The sequence below is a fragment of the Micromonospora sp. NPDC048868 genome (assembly GCF_043198195.1).
GTDB lineage: Bacteria > Actinomycetota > Actinomycetes > Mycobacteriales > Micromonosporaceae > Micromonospora > Micromonospora reichwaldensis.
Genome location: NZ_JBICUN010000001.1, coordinates 175,045 through 195,060, shown reverse-complemented (window position 1 = coordinate 195,060; position 20,016 = coordinate 175,045). Strand labels below are relative to the sequence as shown.

Below are 20,016 nucleotides of genomic sequence, written 5' to 3'. Positions count from 1 at the left end.
CCGGAGACGGCCTTGGCCCACGCCCGGGCGAAGGTCCCCGGGCGGGACGGGTGCCGCACGGTGGTGCCGGTCGGGGCGACGGTGGTCGCCCCGGGCGGCTCAGCCACCGAGTCGCCCGACGCCGCCGATGAAGGCCGCCCGCTCGGCGTCCTCGGCGCTGTCGGGGGAATCCGGGCGCCACTGCGGCACCCAGACCACGCCGGGATCGACCAGCTCGAAGCCGTCGAAGAGGGCGGTGAGTTCGCCGCGGCTGCGGATCCACAGCGGATTGTCGGTCCGCCGGTAGACCCGTTCGGCGTCGGCCCGCTCGTCGTCGCCGCGGCCGTCGGCGCTGGCCTGCGAGAGCACCAGGTAGCTGCCCGGCGCCAGCGCCTCGCGCAGCGTCCGCAGCAGCTCGGCCGGCCGGTCGTCGTCGGGCACGAAGTGCAGCACCGCCACGATCATCACGGCGATCGGCTGGTCGAAGTCGAGCAGCCGGCGGACGTCGGGGTGGGCGACGATGCGCTCGGGACGGCGCAGGTCCTCCTGCACCACCACGGCACGGTCGTTGCCCTCCAGGATCTCCCGGCTGTGGGCCACCGCCACCGGGTCCACGTCGACGTAGACCACCCGGGCGTCGGGGGCGTCGCGCTGGGCGATCTCGTGCACGTTGCCGACGGTCGGGATGCCCGAGCCGACGTCCAGGAACTGCCGGACGCCGGCGTCGAGGAGGAACTGCACCGCCCGGCGGAGGAACGCCCGGTTCGCCTGTGCCATCAGCGGTGCCTCCGGCACCGCCGCCACCATCGCCTGGGCCGCCGCCCGGTCGACCGCGAAGTTGTGCGAGCCGCCGAGGTAGTAGTCGTACATGCGGGCCACGCTGGGGCGTTCGATGTCGATCTCGTCGGGTGCCCAGTCCGGCCGCTGCATGCGTTCACCCCTCTTGTCGGCGTGCGGGAAACCGTTGCCCGCGCCGGTATTCTGCCGCCTTGTCGCCCGGGAGACCATAGCGCGCCGCGAACCCTTCGACGCCGCCGCGCGAAGCGACGACGACGGGTCCGCGCCGCCCGTGGGCGGTCGCGGACCCGTCGGTGGTACGTCGTCGGGCTCCAGCGGGAGCGGGTCAGAACTTCGGGGCGTCCGGCGCCTCGAGCAGACCGAGCCGCAGCGCGGTCATCAGCGCCTGGGCCCGGTTCGCCGCGCCCAGCTTCTCGTAGAGCTTCGAGATGTGGGTCTTGGCGGTGGACTCGCTGACGAAGAGCTGCTTGGCGATGCCCGCCACGCTCATCCCGTCGGCGAGCAGCCGCAGCACCTGCCCCTCGCGCGGGGAGAGCTGCGGCCCGGACGGGGCCAGCCGGCGCTTCATCGCCTCGGCCAGGTCGGCGGCGGTGAAGGCGCTGGGGGAGGAGGCGGCGTGCCGGGCGGCGGCGACCACCTCGTCCGCCGGCGCGGTCTTGGGTACGAAGGCGCTGGCCCCGGCCTCCAGGGCACCGAAGAGCTGGTCGTCGCCGGCGTACATGGTGAGCACGACGATGCCCATCGAGGCGCTCGACTTGCGCAGCGCCCGGGTGGCCTCCAGGCCGCTGCCGTCGGGCAGCCGCAGGTCCATGATCACCACGTCCGGCTGCAGCGCACCCGCCTGGCGCACCCCTTCCGCCGCCGTGGCGGCCTCCCCGACGACCTCGAACTGCCGGTCGCGCTCGAACGCGTGCCGCAGGCCCTTGCGGATCAGGTCGTGATCGTCGACAAGGAGGACCTTGGTACGGGTGGCCGGTGTCGGACTTGTGGTCATCCTCGGGTTACTCCCCTTCTACTGCCGCTGCGCTACCGCGCACGTTATCGCGCCGGGGCGAGGAGCCGAGCACCACCGCCACGGTCGTGCCGCTCGGTTGCCGCGGCCTGATCTCCAACCGGCCCCGGATACGTTCCGCCCTCTCGGCCATGATCGCAAGACCGTAGTGTCCGTCGGACCGCTGGTCAGCGATCCCCTGACCGTCATCCGACACTTCGATTTGCGCGTACGGGGGGTCGACCTCGCAGGTGACCCAGAGATTCGACGCGCCCGCGTGCTTGCGCGCGTTGGTGACCGCCTCCTGGGCGATGCGCAGCAACTCGGCCTCGGTGGCGGCGGGCAGCCGCGCGGTGGACTCGTCCAGGGACAGGTGCACCCGCAGCCCGCCGGAGGCGCCGACCGTGCGGGCGTACTCGGCGATCGCGGCGGCCAGGCCGCCGTGCCGGTCCACCTCGCTGCGCAGCTCGAAGAGGCTCAGCCGCAGCTCGGTGATCACCCGGGTCACCTCGCCGCGCAGCGTGCGCAGCGCCTCGGCGGTCTCCTGGGGGTCCTCGTCGACGTACGCCAGGGCGTTGTCGATGCCGTAGCCGACCATCACCAGTTCCTGCGCCACCCCGTCGTGGATCTCGCGGGCCAGCCGCTGCCGTTCCTCGTTGGTGGCCAGCGAGCGGACCTCGTCGAAGAGCAGCGCCGCCTCCAGCCGCAGCGCGGCCGGGCGGGTCAGCCCGGTCACCCGGGACACCACGCCGGGCGGGTACGCCTGCGCCGCGTCCGCCTCCAGCACCACCAGCCCGACCGTGCGTACGCCGGCCACCAGCGGCACGATCAGGGCGGACACGTCGCCGCCGCGGTGCGACCGGGCCTGCGAGCGGGCGGCGGTGTGCGGCTGCTGGCTGGCCCACGCGTCGGCGATGGCCGAGTCCGCGTCCAGCGTCGTCTCCCAGTCGACCCGCTCCACGCCCACCTGGGCGAGCACCACCAGCCGGCCGCCGCCGCTGGCCGACAGCACGGCCGCCCGGTCCGCCCGGGCCACGGTGCGCAGCTCCTCCAGCAGGTGCTCGGAGATGCCGCCCGGGTCCAGGGTGGCCCCGGGCAGCTGCCGGGCGACGGTACGCAGCTGGGTGAGCAGCCGGGTCGCCTCGGCGTACGGCTGCGGCTTGCCCTCGTTGCGGACCTGCATGACCCGGTGCAGGCCGCTGGCGGCGGCGAGGCCGAGCCCAGCCAGGATCAGCCACTGGGCGCAGATCACCAGGTAGCCGAGTTCGCCGATCTGCCGCTGGCCGTCGGTCTCGGTGAGGGCGCCCGCGACCAGCAGGGTGGCCGCCGCGACGGCCAGCAGGGCGACGCCCTCGCGGAACCGGCGGCGCAGCGCGGTGACGGTCACGGGGACCGCCAGGTAGGGCAGCACCGCCGAGGCGCCCAGCCCGCCGACGTCCCCGCCGACGGTGGCCACGGCGGCGACCTGGCTCGCGGCCAGCCCCAGCACCAGCACCTCGGCCACCCGGCTGAGCGGGCCGACGGGCCGGTGTTCGGGCGCCAGCAGGGCGGGCAGCCCGGCGACCGCCAGCAGCGCGATCCACCAGAGCTGGCCGGGGTCGTGCGTGGCGTACAGGGTCAGGACGGCGACGAGCGCCAGCATGACCACGCGCGCGGCGGCGGCGAGGGGATGCGGCTGGGGCCGGGGGGGCGTCGAGGCGGGCACGTGACGGATCGTAGTCAGGCCCGGTAGATGTCGGCGATCTCCGCCGCGTACGACTTGTGCACCACCTGGCGCTTGACCTTCAGCGACGGGGTGAGCTCGCCCGTCGCCTCGGTGAAGTCGCGCGGCAGGATCCGGAACACCTTGATCGCCTCGGCCTTGGAGACCGCCTGGTTCGCGGCGTCGACGGCACCCTGGATCTCGGCGCGCAGCCCGTCGTGGTCGCGCAGCTTCTCGACGGGGGTGTCCTCGGGCAGGCCGGCCGAGGCGAGCCAGCGCGGCAGCGCCTCCTCGTCGATCGTGACCAGCGCGGCGATGAACGGCGCCCGGTCGCCGACCACCACGCACTGGCTGATCAGGGGGTGGGCCCGGACCTGGTCCTCCAGCACGGCCGGGGCGACATTCTTGCCGCCGGCCGTCACGATGATCTCCTTCTTCCGGCCGGTGATGCTCAGGAAGCCGTCGTCGTCGAGCTGGCCCAGGTCGCCGGTGCGGAACCAGCCGTCCGCGCTGAGCGCCTCGGCGGTGGCCGTCTCGTTGCGCCAGTAGCCCTTGAAGATCAGATCGCCGGCGATCAGGATCTCGCCGTCGTCGTCGATCCGGATGGTGACCCCCGGCAGCGGTCGGCCGACCGAGCCGATCCGGGTGGCGTCGGGCAGGTTCGCGGCGGCGGCGGGGGAGGTCTCGGTCAGGCCGTAGCCCTCGCACACGTTCACGCCGATGCCGCGGAAGAAGTGGCCGAGCCGCGCGCCGAGCGGGGCGCCGCCGGAGATGGCGTCGCGGCACCGGCCGCCGAGCGCCGCCCGCAGCTTGCGGTAGACCAGCTTGTCGAAGAGCGCGTGCTGCACGCGCAGCGCCAGGCCGGGGCCGCCGGGGGTCTCCAGCGCCTCGCTGTACGCGATGGCGACCTGCTCCGCGCGGGCGAAGATCCCGCCCTTGCCGTCGGCCTCGGCCTTCTGCTTGGCGCCGTTGTAGACCTTCTCGAACACCCGGGGCACCGAGAGCACGAAGGTGGGGCGGAACTCCTGCAACTCGCCGACCAGGTTCTTGGTGTCCGCGCAGTGCCGCATCGTGGCCCGCGCCTGCACCACGCCGATCTGGATGAGCCGGGCGAAGGCGTGCGCCAGCGGGAGGAAGAGCAGGGTCGAGGCGCCCGGCCGGAACAGGTTGGGCAGCACCGGCACGGCGTTGGCGATGTCGGCGTACATGTTCCGGTGGGTCAGCACGCAGCCCTTGGGGCGGCCGGTGGTGCCGCTGGTGTAGATGATGGTGGCGAGGTCGTCGGCGCGGACGGCGGCCCGCCGCCGGTCGATCTCCGTCGGGTCGACCGCCTCGCCGGCCCGGACCAGTTCGGCCACGGCGTCGAGGTCGATCTGCCAGACGTGACGCAGCTCGGGCAGCCGGTCCTGGACGCCGGCGACCAGGGTGGCGTGCGCGCTGCTCTCCACCACGCAGGCCACCGCGCCGGAGTCGGACAGGATCCAGGCGGTCTGGTCGGCGCTGGAGGTCTCGTAGATCGGCACGGTGACCGCGCCGGCCGCCCAGATCGCGTAGTCCAGCAGGGTCCACTCGTAGCGGGTGCGGCTCATCAGGCCGACGCGGTCGCCGGGCTGGACGCCGGCGGCGACCAGACCCCGGGCCGCCGCGACGACCTCGTCGCGGAACTGCCGGCAGGTGACGTCGACCCAGGCGCCTCCCGCGCCGGTGGGGCGGACGAACTGGACCGCGTCCGGGGCGACCTCGGCGTTGTCCCAGACCGGGTCGGTGAGGTTGGCCGCGTCGCCGACGGTGACGATCGGCGGGACGGAGAACTCGCGCACCTGCACTCCCTCGTGCTCACACTGACCGGGCGGGCCGCCACCACGGGTCGGCTCCGTCGAAACCTACCCGCCCCGGCGGCCGGGGCGTAAAGGCAGGTCGCCCAGGCTGCCCGCGGGTCGCCCGCCGGACGCCTCGATCCGGCGTGCCGGGGGCGGCGCGGCGTGGGCGCCGCCGGTGCCGGGTAGCCTCCCTGCATGGCGGACACCTCCACCCAGTCGATCGTCGTCGGCGCGTCACCGGAGCGGGTGGCGGCGGTCATCTGCGACTTCCCGAGCTACCCGGAGTGGACCGAGGCGATGCGGCGGGTCGAGGTGATCGAGGAGTACGAGGACGGCTACGCCAGCCAGGTCCGGTTCACCATCGACGCCGGCGTGCTGGCCGACGAGTACGTGCTGGCCTACGAGTACGCCGAGGACCTCTCCCGGATCGAGTGGCACCTGGTGGCGCCCTCGAAGATGCAGAAGTTCCAGCGCGGCTCGTACGACCTGGACGGCAACCCGGACGGCAGCACGACGGTGACCTACACCCTGGCGGTCGAGCTCTCCGTCGGGATGCTCGGCATGTTCCGCCGCAAGGCCGAAAAAATGATCATGGATACCGCGTTGAAGCAGCTCAAGCGCCGGGTAGAAGCATCCGGTGCGGCGCAGTGACGCGTCCCGCGGCAGGGTAGGGGAGCCGACCATGGGTGCAACGGATCCGGGTTCGGCCCGGGAAGAGGCCGAACGTCTGGTCGCCACGGCGCTGGCCGCCGCCCGGCTGGCCGCAGCCGGCTCGAAGGGCGGCCAGTGGGGTCCGCTCGGTGGGATCGTGTCGAGTGTCCTCGGTCACAGCGGCAGCCCGGGTGCGTCGGCGGGACCGTCCGCGGGTGGTTTCGCCACCGGCGCGACCGAATGCTGCGTCTGCCCGGTCTGCCGGGGCATCGCCGCCCTGCGCGATCCGAGTCCCGAGTTCGCCGAGCGCCTCGCCACCGGCGCGGGCGACCTGGCCGCCGGTGTGGCCAGCCTGCTGCGCGCGTTCACCCCGCCGGAGCCCTCCGCCGACGCCCCCGCAGGGCCGGCGGCCACCCCGGGTCCGGCAGGCGGGGACGACCACGTGTGGCGCGAGGCCACCCGTAGCGGGCATGATTCTCAGCCGGCACCGGAACGGGACGTCTGGTCCGCCGCCACGCGGGCGGAGGACGAGGCCGCCCCGGCCGCCGTACCGCCCGTCGACGTCGCCGGGCAGGCCGCCCCGGGGACCGTCCGGACGTCCACCGACGGGCCCGTGGTCCCCACGTCCCGGGCACCGGGGGACGAGGGCGGGCAACCTCCGGGCGACGGGGCCTGACCAACGCACATCCCGACCACGCGCCGGTCGTCCGCCGGCGCCGGTGCGGGCAGCACAGCAGAGGGGAGTGGCGGCGGTGACGCTGACCATCGGAGTCGACGTCGGTGGCACGAAGGTGGCCGGTGGTGTCGTGGACGCCACCGGCACGGTCCTCGTGCAGGCCCGACGGGACACCCCCGCCGACGACGTCGCCAAGACCCGCGACGTCATCATCGAACTGGTCCGCGAGCTGGCCTCCGGGCACGCGATCGAGGCGGTCGGCATCGGCGCGGCCGGCTGGATCGACGCCAGCCGCTCGACCGTGCTGTTCGCCCCGAACCTGGCGTGGCGGGACGAGCCGCTGCGCGACTACGTCAGCGCCGCCACCGGCCTGCCGGTGATCGTGGAGAATGACGGCAACGTGGCGGCCTGGGCGGAGTTCCGCTACGGCGCGGCCCGCGAGGCCGACGACTCGATGGTCATGTTCACCATCGGCACCGGCGTCGGCGGCGGCATCGTGCTCAGCGGGGAACTGCTGCGGGGCGCCAACGGCATCGCCGCCGAGCTGGGCCACATGCTGACGGTGCCGGACGGCCACCAGTGCGGCTGCGGCCGGCTCGGCTGCATCGAGCAGTACGCCAGCGGCAGCGCCCTGGTGCGGTTCGCCCGCGCCGCCGCCCGGCAGGAGCCGCACCGCGCCACCGGCCTGCTGGAACTGGCCGGCGGCGAGGCCGAGGCGGTCACCGGGCCCATGGTCACCGCCGCCGCGCAGGCCGGCGACCCGGTCTCCACCGAGGCGTTCGCGCAGGTCGGCCGGTGGCTCGGCACCAGCCTCGCCGACATGGCGCAGATCCTCGACCCGCAGGTGCTCGTCGTCGGCGGCGGGGTGATCGAGGCCGGGGACCTGCTGCTCGGCCCGACCCGCAGGTCGTTCGCCGACGCGCTCGCCCAGCGCAGCCGCCTCCCCGTCGCCGAGATCCGCCCGGCCGAGCTGGGCAACACCGCAGGCGTCATCGGCGCCGCCGACCTGGCCCGCCGGATCTGAGGCGGTGACCGTGACGCAGAGTCCGGGCGTGCCGCTGCGCGTCGTGTCGTACAACATCCACAGCCAGCGCGACGACACGGCCGCGCTGGCGGCGGTCGTCCGCGACGCCAGGCCGGACGTGGTGATCGTGCAGGAGGGGCCGCGCCGGTTCCGGTGGCGGCAGAAGTCGGCGGCGCTGGCGGAGTCCTTCGGCCTGGTGGTGGCCGCCGGCGGGCTGCCCGCGCTCGGCAACCTGCTGCTGACCAGCCTGCGGGTGCGGGTGGTGGCCGAGCGCTGCCAGCGCTTCCCGCTCACCCCCGGCCGGCACCTGCGCGGCGCCGCGTACGCCGAGTGCGTGGTCGCCGGCGCGGCCCGGTTCACCCTGGCCGGGTCGCACCTGTCCACCGACCCGGCCGAGCGGCCCGCACAGGCCGCGCTGTTCAAGCGCGAGCTGGACGCGGCCACCAGCCCGGTGGTCGCCGCGGCCGACCTGAACGAGGGGCCGGACGGGCCGGCCTGGGCCACCGTGGCGAGCGGGCTGGCCGACGCCGCCGTGGCGATGGACCGGGCCGACCGGGTCACCTACTCCTGCGCGGACCCCCGGCGGCGCATCGACGCCCTCTTCGTCGATCCGCGGATCACGGTGGTCGACTACGACGTGGTGGACACCCCGCAGACCCGCCGCGCCAGCGACCACTTCCCGGTCCTGGTCGACCTGCTGCTGCCGGCCGCCGACTGACCGTCCGTCGCGGCCGGGGCTGGACAACCCGCTCCGTTGTGGAGAGGATGCTGCGCGACCCGGCACTCGTGCCGCACAAAAGGAGATCCCGGTGTCCACCTCCACCGACCACGGCCGGCCCGACCCGGAGGCGAGCACTCTCGCCCTGACCCGCGACGGCCGGCCGGTCTCCGACCGGGGCGACACCGTCTGCGTCGTCGGCGCGGGGGCCAGCGGTCTGACGGCGATCAAGAACCTGAAGGAACACGGCTTCGGCGTCGACTGCTACGAGCGGGAGACCGGCGTCGGCGGCGCCTGGAACTGGCGGCACGACCGCAGCCCGGTGTACGCGAGCACGCACCTGATCTCGTCGCGGCCCTTCACCCAGTTCCCCGACTTCCCGATGCCGGACGACTGGCCGGACTACCCGCACCACAGCCGGCTGCTGTCGTACTTCGAGCGGTACGCCGACCACTTCGACCTGCGCGGGCACATCTGGTTCGGCACCGAGGTCGTCCGGGTGGAGCCCGTGGCCGGTGACCGCTGGGACGTGACCACCCGCAGCACCGGCGGCTACGGCCCGGAACGCACCTCCCGCTACGCGGCCGTGGTGATCGCCAACGGCCACAACTGGTCGCCGAAGCTGCCCCGCTACGAGGGGCTGGAGGAGTTCCGGGGCGAGGTCATGCACGCCTCGTCCTACAAGGACCCGGCGCAACTGCGCGGCAAGCGGGTGCTGGTGGTGGGCGCCGGCAACACCGGCTGCGACATCGCCGTCGAGGCCGCCCAGCAGGCGTCGCGCTGCTGGCACTCGACCCGCCGGGGCTACTGGTACGCCCCGAAGTACGTCCTCGGCCGCCCCGCCGACCAGGTCAACGACGCGCTGCTGGCACTGCGCGTGCCGCTGCGGGTGCGGCAGTGGCTCTACCACTGGACGCTGCGGCTGACCGTCGGCGACCTGACCCGGTTCGGCCTGCCGAAGCCGGACCACCGGGTCTACGAGACGCACCCGATCGCCAACAGCCAGCTCGTCTACTACGTGGGCCACGGCGCGATCGCGCCGGTGCCGGACGTCGTCCGCTTCCACCCGTACGCCGTCGAGCTCTCCGACGGCCGGGAGATCGACCCGGACCTGGTCGTCTTCGCCACCGGGTACCTGCCGCGCTTCGAGTTCCTCGACCCGAAGGTGCTCGGCGACGACGCGGGGGAGGGCCGCCCGAAGCTCTGGCTGAACGCCTTCGTCCCCGGTCGCCCCACGCTGGCCGTGGCCGGGCTGGTGCAGCCGGACTCGGGCATCTTCCCCCTGTCGCACTGGCAGTCGGTGCTCTTCGCCCGGCTGCTGCGGCTGCGCGTGACCCGTCCCGACCGGGCGGCGGCCTTCGCCGCCCGGGTGTCGGCGAAGGCGGGGGAGCGCTACGCCGGGCCGGTCAAGGACAGCAGCCGGCACTGGTTCGAGGTGGGCCACGCCGACTACCTGCGCGCGGTCCAACGCGCGCTGCACGACCTGGAGGCTTCCCGGTGAGTGCGAGGAGTGCAGCGCAGCGGAGCCCCGCAGTCGCGAACGAAAGGCCGGACCGGTGAGCGCGAGGAGTGAGCTTGCGAGCCCCGCAGTCGCGAACGAAAGGCCGGAACAGTGAGTCAGGTGCGGATCATGCGCGGGCGGGAGTGGGCCCGCCCGGTCCGCCCGGTCCGGCGTGAGGTGCTCGGCGCGACCCCCGAGGTGGAACAGGGACGTCCGCCGCTGCTCTTCGTACCAGGCTTCGGGCACGGCGCCTGGGCGTTCGCCGAGCACTGGCTCGGCCACGCCGCGTCCCGGGGCTTCCCGGCGTACGCGCTGAGCCTGCGCGGGCACGGCGACAGCGGGCCGGCGCCGGAGGCGACGCTGCGGGCGTACGCCCACGACGTGACCCAGGTGGCGGCGGGCCTGCCGCGCCAGGCGGTGCTGGTGGGGCACGGCGCCGGGGCGCTCGTGGTGGCCCACGCGCTGGCCCGCTACCCGGCCCGGGCGGCGGTGCTGGTCGCGCCGGTGTTCGGCGGCTGGGCGACGTTCGGGGCGGCGCTGCGCCGCAACCCGGTCGGCACGCTGCCGGCGGTGTTCGGCGGGCCGCTGCGGCTGCACCGCCGGCAGCTGTTCAGTCGGGAGCTGCCCGAGGCGGAGGCCCGGGGCTACGCGGGCAGGCTGGGGCGGGCCGGCCGGCGCGCCCAGTGGCAGCTGCTGACCGGGCGGGCCGCCGAGCCGGCAGTGGGCGACCCGCCGGTGCTGGTGCTGGGCAGCCCCGACGACCGGGTCGTGCCGTCGGCGGCGCTGACCCGGGCGGCCCGGCGGTACGGCTCCGCCCCGCTGCTCTTCCCCGGCATGGGGCACGACATGATGCTCGACGCCCGGTGGCGGGAGCCGGTCGACGCGATCCTGGACTGGCTGGAGAAGGACCCCGCGCCGACCGGCCGGCCCTGACCGCCCGGGCCGACCGGCGACAGCCCCGCGGCCGACCGGCCGACGCTGACGCCCTAGGCCGGTCGCCTCAGCCGGCGGCGCCCAGCCGGGTCAGCAGCGAGCCGCTGTCGTCGAGGGCGGAGAGGTAGGAGCGGGCCCACGCCCGGATGTCGTGCCGGTGCAGGTGCGCCCGCATGGCCCGCATCCGCGCGCCGAGGTCGTCCGGGCCCGCCCGCAGCGCCGCGAGCAGCCCCTGCTTGAGCCCCTCCAGGTCGTGCGGGTTGACCAGGTACGCCTGCGGCAGTTCGGCGGCGGCGCCGGCGAACTCGCTGAGCAGCAGCGCGCCCGTGTCGTCGACCCGGGCGGCCACGTACTCCTTGGCGACGAGGTTCATCCCGTCGCGCAGCGGGGTCACCGCCATCACGTCGGCGACGCGGTAGAGCGCGGCCAGTTCGGCGCGGTCGAACGGCTGGGTCAGGTAGTGGATCGCCGGCTCGCCGACCCGGCCGAACTCGCCGTTGATCCGCCCGACCTCGCGTTCCACCCGTTCGCGGAGGATCTGGTACTGCCCGACCCGTTCCCGGCTGGGCACCGCCACCTGCACGAGCACGGTGTCGCGTACCTTGACGTGCCCGTGGGCGATCAGCTCGCTGTACGCCTTGAGCCGCTGCTCGATGCCCTTGGTGTAGTCCATCCGGTCGACGCTGAGGATCACCTGCTCGGGACTGCCGAGGTCATGGCGCAGCCGGGCGGCCCGATCGGCCACGTCGGGCCGGGCGGCCAGCGCGGCCATCTCGGCGGTGTCGATGGAGACGGGGAAGGCGCCGATCCGGACCACCCGGTCGTCCACGGTGATCCGCCGGTCGGTGGCGGGGACGTCCAGCACCTTCGCCACCAGTTGGGCGAAGTTGTGCGCGGCCTGGGAGCGCTGGAAGCCGATCAGGTCGGCGCCGAGCATCCCGCGCAGCAACTCGGCCCGGCGCGGGAGCTGCATGAACAGCTCGGGCGGTGGGAACGGCACGTGCAGGAAGAAGCCGATCCGCAGGTCCGGCCGCAGCTCCCGGAGCAGGCCCGGCACCAGTTGAAGGTGGTAGTCCTGCACCCAGACGACCGCGCCGGGCTCGGCCACGTCGGCCGTGGCCTCGGCGAACCGCTGGTTGACCCGCTGGTACGCCTCCCACCAGCTGCGGTGGTACTCCGGTTGCTCCACCGAGTCGTGGTAGAGCGGCCAGAGGGTGGCGTTGGCGAAGCCCTCGTAGTGGTCGCGCAGGTCGTCGGCGGACAGTGCAACGGTGTGCATGCGGACGCCGTCCACGTCGGGCAGCGCGGGCGCCGGGCCGGTGCCGCCGGCCCACCCCACCCACGTCGCCGGGGTGTGTCGCAGGAGGGGATGGAGGGCGCTGACCAGGCCGCCGGGACTGCGGCGCCATTCGCAGGCACCGTCGGGCGCCACACTGTCGTCGATGGGCAGGCGGTTGGCCACCACCACGAGGGAACTCTGTCGCATCTCGGGCATTCCGATCAGCAGGGAGTGACCGCCGCAGCGGAGGAACAACCGGGCAGTCAGCGAGGGATGTGACGGACAGCGGTATTCCTACTGACAGTAAGTTACACCAGTGTTGCGCGCCGGGCTCGGGGCGTCCGTCGTCCCGGGATGCGGGCAGGAGTGCCGGCCGGACGGGTCGCCGTCAGACCACCGCGCCGTCGTCCGGGTCGCGCTCGTCGTCGTCGCCACCGGGGCGCAGCCGCCAGATCAGCGAGACGAAGCCGGCCAGGATGCCGGTGAACCCGAACAGGTTGACCACCGACGGATCGGCCACCGGGAAGAGCGACGGGAACAGGAAGAGCACGAAGCCGACCACGATGGCCAGCACCCCGACCACCGTGTACTTCGAGAAGCGCGGCAGGGGCGGAGGCGGCGGCGGGGTGTAGCGCTCGTCCTCCGACTCGTCGTCGGGCAGGTCCGCGCCGAAGGTGTCCAGCCCGTCGAGCAGCGACGGCTCGTCGTGGCGGCCCCGGGACAGGGAGACGCCCGAGATGTCGGCCGCGTACGGCAACCGTCGCACGTCGGTGGCGGTCGGCCCGGCGGGCTCGTCGGGCGTGCCGAGGGTCACCGGGCCGGCGGCGGGCCCGGGCGGGTCGTCCACGTCCTCGGCGGCGGGCCACGGGTTGTCGCCACCGCGGGGGGCGGTGGTGTGGAAGCCGGCGACGATACGGGCCCACTCGGCCTCGATGTCCGGCTCGTCGTCGCGGGGCTTCTCGGGGGCCGTCTCGTCCGCGAGCTGGGTCAGGTAGTCCCGCGCGGTCCTCAGGTGCGAGCGGTCGACGTAGAGCCGGTCGACGGGGCGGGCGGGCACGGTGGTGGTGCGGGTGACCGGGTTCAGGTCGGCCGAGGGCTGGAGGTAGGCGGCGATCCCACCGGCGGCCAGGACGTCGAGCAGGTGCTCACCGACGCGCGGATCCACGTCGCCGGCGATGGCGTACTCGCTCGCGTCGAGCCCGTTGTCCCGCCGTCCCCGGCGGGCCCCACCCGCTGACACCGGACATCCTCCTCATCACGCGCCCGCGGCGCGGCCGCCTGAGCCCCGTCGGCGCCGACCCGCACGCCGTGCCTTGAATCGTGACACGTCAGGACCCGGTTCCGGGAGTGCCTTGTGGCGCGGCGTACGAAGTCAGAGGCCCTGTCGCAGGTCGCGACCGGGGATTTATGTCCGTTCTTGCTGAATGTTTTTCAACGGAGCCCGCCTGCGGCGCCGTGCCGCCCGAGGGGCCGCCGGTGCCGGCGAGCGCGCCGTCCGCCGGTCAGCCCGGGCCGGGCGGTGATCCCGGCCGCACCAGACCGCTCTCGTACGCCGCCACGACGAGCTGCGACCGGTCCCGGGCGTGCAGCTTGGCCAGCAGCCGGCTCACGTACGTGCGCGCCGTCGCCGGGCTGATGTGCAGGACCGCGCCGATCTCGTCGTTCGACCGGCCGGCGGCCACCTCGGCAAGCACTTCGCGTTCCCGGGCGGTCAGCGCCGCCAGCCGGGCCGGGTCCGGCTCCCGCCCCCCGGCGCGTACCGCCGTCATGACCCGCCGCGTCACCGCGGGGGAGAGCAGGGCCTCCCCGGCCCGGACGATGCGCACCGCCCCCCGCAGCTCGTCGGGGCCGGTGTCCTTGAGCAGGAAGCCGGACGCGCCGGCCCGGATCGCCTCGAAGACGTACTCGTCGGTGTCGAACGTGGTGAGCACGACGACCCGTACGCCGGTCAGCCGCTCGTCGGCGACGATCCGGCGGGTGGCCTCGATGCCGTCCGTGCCCGGCATCCGGACGTCCATCAGCAGGACGTCCGGCCGCTCGGTGACCGCCAGCCGGTACGCCGCGTCGCCGTCGCCCGCCTCGCCGACGACCTCGATGTCCGGCGCCCGGTTCAGCAGCACACGCAGCCCCGCGCGGACCAGGTGCTGGTCGTCGACGAGTCCCACCCGGATCACGTGGTCCCTCCCAGGGGTAGTTCGGCGCGTACCTCGAAGCCGCCGCCGGGTCGGTTGCCGGCGGTGACGGTGCCCCCGAGCAGGGCGGTGCGCTCCCGCATGCCGCCGAGCCCGTACCCGCGCGGGGTGTCCTCGTGCCGCCCACGGCCGTCGTCGCGGACGGCGACGGCGAGGGTGTCGGCGCCGCGGACGACGTCGATCTCGACGGTGCGCGCGCCGGCGTGGCGCAGGGTGTTGGTCAGCGCCTCCTGGATCAGCCGGTGGGCGGTCGAGTCGACCGCGGCGGGCAGCCCGGTCAGCTCGCCCTGCCGGTGGACGGCGATCCGCAGCCCGGTGGCCCGCGCGCCGGCGGCCAGGGCGTCCAGCCCGGCCAGCCCCGCCACCGGTTGCCGGGGTTCGGCCGCGGCCGGGTCGCGCAGGAGACCGAGGGTGGTGCGCAGTTCCCGGGCGACCTGGGTGGTGGCCGAGCGGACGTGCCCCAGTGCGGCCCGGGCGGCCGCCGGGTCGTCGTCGAGGGCCTCGTCGGCCACGCCGGCGTGCAGCGAGATGACGGAGATGTGGTGGGCGATGACGTCGTGCAGGTCCCGGGCGATCCGGAGCCGTTCCTCCTCGACGCGGCGCGCCGCCTCCCGGGCGTGGTCGCGTTCCAGCTGCCGCAGCCGCCACCGTTGCTCCCGGCGCCGCAGCCGCCGGGACCGGACCCCGTCGCCGAGGGCGACCGCGGCGGCCATGATGGCGACGCTGGAGGCCAGCTCGAAGCCGATGAGGTACGCGACGCTCGCGCCGTCCGCCGTGCGGAACGCGGTGGAGACGACGAGCAGGCCGAGCCCCACGAGCACCGCCCAGCGCAGCTGCCCGGCCTCGGCCGCCGAGTAGAGCGCCGCGGCGAGGGGGAGGGCCAGCCCGACCGGCGGGTAGCCGGCCACGTAGTAGGCGACCAGTCCGGCGGCGCTGACCACCAGCACGGTGGTCGGCGCGCGGCGGCGCAGGAGCACGAGCGCGCCGAGCCCGACGGCGAACAGGTAGGCGGGGACGTCGCGGCCCCGGTCGCCGCCCAGGTTCGCGGTGATCGCCGCCGCCACGACGGCCGACACGGCGACGCCGATGAGCAGGTCCAGCACGGCGGCCCGGGGCAGCCGGACCAGCCTGCCCGCTCCCCGCCGCACCCCGGCCACCCACACACCACGAGCGTAGGTGCCGCCGGCCTTCGCGCGGAGCCGACGGGTGTCCCGACCGACCGTCGCCGCCCGCCGTATCCCGGGACGGGCGGGGATACGTCGACAGGCGACACCGCCCGCCCACCGGCACGCCGGCGGATGTCCGGGATGGACGCTGCGCGCCACGCGGGCCGGATCACGTTGTGGCGGCCGGCATCGGGTTCGTAGGCTCATGCCCACGACGACCCGTGGCGACGCGGCGGCCTCGCGACCACCTGTGGAAAGGACGCCGGTGCTGTACTGGCTGATGAAGTACGTGCTCCTCGGCCCGCTGCTGAGGCTGGTCTTCCGCCCGCAGGTCGAGGGGCTGCACCACGTGCCCGACACCGGGCCGGTGATCCTCGCCAGCAACCACCTGTCGTTCTCCGACTCGATCTTCACGCCGCTGGTAGTGAAGCGGCGGGTGACGTTTATCGCCAAGGCCGAGTACTTCACCGGCAAGGGCGTCAAGGGCTGGCTGACGAAGATGTTCTTCGTCGGCTCCGGCACCATCCCGGTCGACCGCTCGGGCGGCCGGGCGGCCAGGGCGGCCCTGGACACCCAGCTGCGGGTGCTGCGCGCCGGTGGCATCGCCGGCATCTATCCCGAGGGCACCCGCTCGCCGGACGGCCGGCTCTACCGCGGCAAGACCGGCGTGGCCCGGCTGGCCCTGGAGAGCGGCGCCCTGGTCATCCCGACGGCGATGCTCAACGCCGACGAGATCCAGCCGCCCGGCAAGCTGATCCCCAAGATCGCCCGGGTGCGGATCCGGTTCGGCCCGCCGCTGGACTTCTCGCGCTACGCCGGGATGGCCGGTGACCGGTACGTCGAGCGCGCGGTGACCGACGAGATCATGTACGAGCTGATGGAGCTCTCCGGCCGCGAGTACGTCGACATGTACGCCCAGAAGGCCAAGAGCCCGCCCGCGGGCCCGGTCCCCCGCGAGCCGGTCCCCGCCTGACGGGCCGCCCGCCCGCGTCGCCCGGTCAGCAGGCCAGGGCGGTGTCGGCGGCGGTCGTCGGGGGGCGGGCCAGGTTCAGCAGGACGGGGGCGTCGTTGCGCAGCGCGAAGGCGCGCAGCTCGGCCAGTTCCGGGCGGCCCGCCGTCGACTCGCCGGCCCGCTCCAGCTCCACCGTCGCGAAGGTCAACGCCAGCATCCGGTCCGTCACGTCCGGGATGCCGGCGTAGATTTCGGCGCCGGCCAGGTGCAACTCCGCGGCCCGCCGGTGGTCGCCGTCCGCGGCGGCCAGCGCACCGGCCACCGTTCGGCGCGCCGCCTCGGACCAGGGTGTGCGGTGACCCACCCGGTCCAGCATCGCGCGTACCCGTGCCGCCGCTTCCCGCCCGGCGAGGCTGGCCGCGTATCCGGCCGCCGGGATCCACTCGCCGCTGGCGATGGCGGGCACCGCCGACCAGGAGTCGGCCAGCTCGTCGATCAGCGCCGTCGCCTCCTGCCGGCGTCCCTGCAGGGCCCGGCAGAGCGCGCCCATCCCCAGCATCGTCCAGTGCGGCCGGTGGAAACCGCTGCGCCGGGCGGCGTCGAGCGCGGCCGCCACGTCGTCGCTGTACGTGGCGGCGGCGTCGTCGTCCGAGTGGGAGCGCGCCGGCGGCACCCGTTCGCCGCGCAGTACCAGCAGGCAGGAGCGAAGGCCGCGGACCTGCATGTCCCAGCTGCCGGTCGGGGTGTCCACGAAGGCCTCGGCGGCGGCCAGCAGCCGGTCGAAGTCGCCCTCGAACCAGGCGCGCATCGCCTCGGCCGAGTAACTCGTGGTCAGCGTCTGCCCGCTGGCCTTGCGGGTCGGCGACGACGAGAGCAGGGCGTCCGAGCGCAGCCAGTCACCCTCCTCGCAGACGGCGTAGGCGAGGTTCTGCATGGCCCGGGGCAGGGCGATCAGCTGGTTGGCGCGGCTGAGTTCGACGATCGCGTGCAGGTCGTCCAGGCCGGACCGGTCACCCGCCTGGTAGCGGGCGATCGCCGAGGTGATCCGGGCGTTGGTGCGGGTCTCGGTCAGCCTCAGCCGCTCGCCGATCGCCGCCGCCCGGTCGGCTGCGGCGACCGCCGGATCACGCTCGTAGTTCAGCATGTGCAGCCGGCCCAGCTCGGCGTAGGCGTCCGCCTTCTGCGGGCTGTCCGGCAGCGGGTCGAAGAGCTCGACGGCCCGGTCCAGGCAGGCGAGCGCGGCGGCCCGGTCGGCGCGCAGCCACGCGGCCTGACCGAGCAGCGTCCAGGCGCGCGCCGCGCAGGCGTCGTCGTCGTGCGCCAGCAGCCGGTCGGCGAGCGCCTGCACCTGCTCGGGCCCGCCGCCGGAGAGGAAGACGTTGCCGTCGCGGTAGAAGGAGATCTCGGTGCTGAGCAGCTCGAGCTGGAGCCGGTCGAGCGGGTCGGAGTCGTCGGCCAGCCCGAGCGCCCGGCCCGCGTGGCTCGCCGCGACGTCGAGGCTGTGCAGCGCGTACGCCCGGCGGGCCGCCCGGTGCAGCGCGGCCCGGGCGGGGCCGGCGAAGCGGGCGATCTCCATGCCCAGCGACCGGGCGATCTCGTGGGCCGCCCAGCGGTGGTGGGCCAGCACCTCCGCCAGGTCGGTGTCCCGGCTCTGCGAGAGCATGTCCAGCCACTGCGCGGTCCGCTCATGCCGCGCCACCCGCTCGGTACGGGGCAGCCGCTGGTAGCAGACGTCGCGCACCAGCACGTGCCGGAACCGGTACTCCGGCTGACCCGCCATGGTGGAGGCGGCCTGCTCGTGCACGAAGTCCCGCTGCTCCAGCCGGCGCAGCGCGCGCTCCACCGACTCGACGGGCTGCCCGAGCGCGGCGGCCACGGCTCCCGGCCAGAACTGCACGCCGACGACGGCGGCGGCCAGCAGCACCGTGCGCTCCTTGGCGTCGAGCAGGTCGATGCGGTTGGCGATGACGGCGTGCACGCTCTCCGGCATCGGCAGGTCGAGGTGCTTCTCCAGCGACCAGCCCCGCACGGACTGGCGCAGCGCGCCCTGCTCGATCAGCATCCGGACGTACTCGTGGGCGTAGAGCGGGTTGCCGCCGGCCACCTCGATCAGCGGGGTGAGCATGTCGGCGGAGAACGCCGCCCGGCCGAACATGTGGGCGTAGAGCGCGGCGATGCCCGTGTCCCGCAGCGGGGGCAGGGTGATGGTCACCGAGCCGGTGATCGTCCCCGCCCAGCTCGGGTCCCGGTCGACGAGTTCCGGCCGGGCGGTGCAGAGCAGCAGCAGCGGCACGTCCCGGGCGGCGGTGCCGAGCAGCTCCACGAAGCGCAGCATCGCGTCGTCGGCCCAGTGCAGGTCCTCGAAGACCAGCACGGTCGGCCGGCGCGCGGCCAGGGCGAGCAGGAAACGCCGCCACGCCGACCCGGTCTCCTCGGCCGGCAGCGCGGTCCCCGGCAGCCCGACGAGGGGCCGCAGGGCGTCGACGAGGCGCTGCCGCTCGCCCGGGCCGACCAGCTCGCCGACGGCCGAGGCGAGCCGCTGCGCCGCGCTCGACGCCGGGTCGGTGTCCAGGATGCCGGCCTCGGACTTGACGATGTCGGCAAGCGCCGCGAACGTCACGTTCTCGCCGAACGGCGGGCACCGCCCGATCCGCCAGGTCAGCGGCTCGTCGACCAGCTGGTCCACGTGCCGGTACAGCTCCCGGACCAGCCGGCTCTTGCCCAGCCCGGCCCGGCCGAAGACGGTCACCACCTGCGGGCGGCGGTCGCGCAGCGACCGGTGCAGGGCGTTGACCAGCATCCCCAGCTCGTGTTCGCGGTCGATCAGCGGCGTGACGTCCGGCTGCCGGTCCGTCGGCTGCCGGCGGACCGGGGACAGGGCCAGCCACACCTCGGTCGTCGTCGACCGCCCGCGCAGGGTGACCGGCGGCTGCTCCGAGTAGCGGATCGCGTCCCGGGTGAGGGCGTGCGTCACGCCGCAGACCAGCACCCCGCCCGGCGGCGCGACCGACTGCATCCGGGAGGCCGTGTTGACCACGTCGCCGGCCACGATCGCCTGGCCGCCGTCGCGGGCGGCGGCCACGTCGACAAGCGCCTCGCCGGTGGCCACCCCGACCCGGAAGCGCAGCGCGTCGGCGCCGGTGGGGGTGAACCGCGTCAGCACCCGTTGCAGCTCCAGGCCGGCCCGCACGCAGCGCAGCGCGTCGGTCTCGGTCGCCACGGGCGCGCCGAACAGCGCCATCACCGCGTCGCCGATGTACTTCTCGACCACCCCGCCGTACTGCCCCACGACGCGGCGGGCGGCCGAGAAGAACCCGGTCTGCATGCCGCGGACCAGCTCCGGGTCGGCCCGCTCGACGTACGGGGTGAAGTCGATCAGGTCGACGAAGAGCACGCTGACCCGGCGGCGGTCCTCCTGCGGGGCCGGCTGTCGCTCGCTGCCCGGCCGGGCGGCGCCGCAGGAGGTGCAGAACGCCACGTCCTGAGCGAGCGGGCGCAGGCAGTGCGGACAGACCGCGCCCAGCTCGTTGCCGCAGCCGCCGCAGAAGCGGTCGCCCGAGGCGGCCGTGCGTCCACAGCGGTCACACTGCGTGGCGATGACGCCCTCCACTCGCGATCCCGCCGGCGCCGTGAT

16 protein-coding genes are annotated in these 20,016 nt (G+C 74.6%); 7 read left to right on the top strand and 9 right to left on the bottom strand.

What is annotated here, in order from left to right; translation table 11 throughout:
* Nucleotides 1–99: 99 nt before the first annotated feature.
* The 4 genes from ACGFNF_RS00910 to ACGFNF_RS00895 form a co-directional block, all read right to left on the bottom strand.
* Complete coding sequence (locus ACGFNF_RS00910) at nt 100–909, bottom strand: SAM-dependent methyltransferase (protein ID WP_311411559.1); 810 nt, start codon at nt 907–909, stop codon at nt 100–102.
* Nucleotides 910–1,102: 193 nt separating this feature from the next.
* Nucleotides 1,103–1,771: a response regulator transcription factor gene (locus ACGFNF_RS00905; RefSeq protein WP_007072219.1), complete on the bottom strand. Its 669-nt coding sequence runs from the start codon at nt 1,769–1,771 to the stop codon at nt 1,103–1,105.
* 7 nt (nt 1,772–1,778) lie between these two features.
* On the bottom strand, nt 1,779–3,473 hold the full coding sequence (locus ACGFNF_RS00900) for a GAF domain-containing sensor histidine kinase (RefSeq protein ID WP_393164914.1): 1,695 nt from the start codon (nt 3,471–3,473) through the stop codon (nt 1,779–1,781).
* Between the two features lie 14 nt (nt 3,474–3,487).
* Nucleotides 3,488–5,290: an AMP-dependent synthetase/ligase gene (locus ACGFNF_RS00895; RefSeq protein ID WP_357579091.1), complete on the bottom strand. Its 1,803-nt coding sequence runs from the start codon at nt 5,288–5,290 to the stop codon at nt 3,488–3,490.
* Between the two features lie 195 nt (nt 5,291–5,485).
* Between ACGFNF_RS00895 and ACGFNF_RS00890 the strand changes: the two genes are divergently transcribed.
* From ACGFNF_RS00890 to ACGFNF_RS00865, 6 genes are all read left to right on the top strand, one after another.
* Entirely contained in the window at nt 5,486–5,941 is a 456-nt protein-coding gene (locus ACGFNF_RS00890; protein WP_357579092.1) for an SRPBCC family protein, read from the top strand.
* A 31-nt stretch (nt 5,942–5,972) separates the two neighbouring features.
* Nucleotides 5,973–6,617 carry a hypothetical protein gene (locus ACGFNF_RS00885; RefSeq protein WP_393164912.1) on the top strand — a complete coding sequence of 215 codons (645 nt, stop codon included), beginning with the start codon at nt 5,973–5,975 and terminating at the stop codon, nt 6,615–6,617.
* A 76-nt stretch (nt 6,618–6,693) separates the two neighbouring features.
* Nucleotides 6,694–7,641: an ROK family glucokinase gene (locus ACGFNF_RS00880; RefSeq protein WP_357579094.1), complete on the top strand. Its 948-nt coding sequence runs from the start codon at nt 6,694–6,696 to the stop codon at nt 7,639–7,641.
* Nucleotides 7,642–7,651: 10 nt separating this feature from the next.
* On the top strand, nt 7,652–8,359 hold the full coding sequence (locus ACGFNF_RS00875; RefSeq protein WP_357579095.1) for an endonuclease/exonuclease/phosphatase family protein: 708 nt from the start codon (nt 7,652–7,654) through the stop codon (nt 8,357–8,359).
* 91 nt (nt 8,360–8,450) lie between these two features.
* Nucleotides 8,451–9,860 (top strand): flavin-containing monooxygenase, encoded by a 1,410-nt coding sequence (locus ACGFNF_RS00870; protein ID WP_393164909.1) that lies wholly within the window; start codon nt 8,451–8,453, stop codon nt 9,858–9,860.
* A 129-nt stretch (nt 9,861–9,989) separates the two neighbouring features.
* The gene (locus ACGFNF_RS00865; RefSeq protein WP_393165319.1) at nt 9,990–10,793 is read left to right on the top strand and encodes an alpha/beta hydrolase; all 804 of its coding nucleotides are present in this window, start codon (nt 9,990–9,992) and stop codon (nt 10,791–10,793) included.
* A gap of 67 nt (nt 10,794–10,860) precedes the next feature.
* On the opposite strand, the gene ACGFNF_RS00860 is transcribed toward ACGFNF_RS00865, so the two are convergent.
* From ACGFNF_RS00860 to ACGFNF_RS00845, 4 genes are all read right to left on the bottom strand, one after another.
* Complete coding sequence (locus tag ACGFNF_RS00860; RefSeq protein ID WP_393164907.1) at nt 10,861–12,279, bottom strand: trehalose-6-phosphate synthase; 1,419 nt, start codon at nt 12,277–12,279, stop codon at nt 10,861–10,863.
* Nucleotides 12,280–12,460: 181 nt separating this feature from the next.
* A complete protein-coding gene (locus tag ACGFNF_RS00855; protein ID WP_357579098.1) occupies nt 12,461–13,312 on the bottom strand; it encodes a DUF308 domain-containing protein in 852 nt (283 codons plus the stop codon).
* Nucleotides 13,313–13,574: 262 nt separating this feature from the next.
* On the bottom strand, nt 13,575–14,246 hold the full coding sequence (locus tag ACGFNF_RS00850; protein ID WP_393164905.1) for a response regulator: 672 nt from the start codon (nt 14,244–14,246) through the stop codon (nt 13,575–13,577).
* Nucleotides 14,243–15,427, bottom strand: coding sequence for a sensor histidine kinase (locus ACGFNF_RS00845; RefSeq protein WP_393164903.1), 1,185 nt, complete (start codon nt 15,425–15,427; stop codon nt 14,243–14,245). Before ACGFNF_RS00845 ends, ACGFNF_RS00850 begins: the two co-directional genes overlap by 4 nt.
* A 268-nt stretch (nt 15,428–15,695) precedes the next feature.
* Here ACGFNF_RS00845 and ACGFNF_RS00840 point away from each other — a divergent pair, with 268 nt between their 5' ends.
* Nucleotides 15,696–16,403 carry a lysophospholipid acyltransferase family protein gene (locus tag ACGFNF_RS00840; protein WP_357579103.1) on the top strand — a complete coding sequence of 236 codons (708 nt, stop codon included), beginning with the start codon at nt 15,696–15,698 and terminating at the stop codon, nt 16,401–16,403.
* Nucleotides 16,404–16,428: 25 nt separating this feature from the next.
* Here ACGFNF_RS00840 and ACGFNF_RS00835 read toward each other — a convergent pair whose 3' ends face one another.
* Entirely contained in the window at nt 16,429–19,992 is a 3,564-nt protein-coding gene (locus ACGFNF_RS00835; protein ID WP_357579104.1) for an adenylate/guanylate cyclase domain-containing protein, read from the bottom strand.
* Nucleotides 19,993–20,016: the final 24 nt, after the last annotated feature.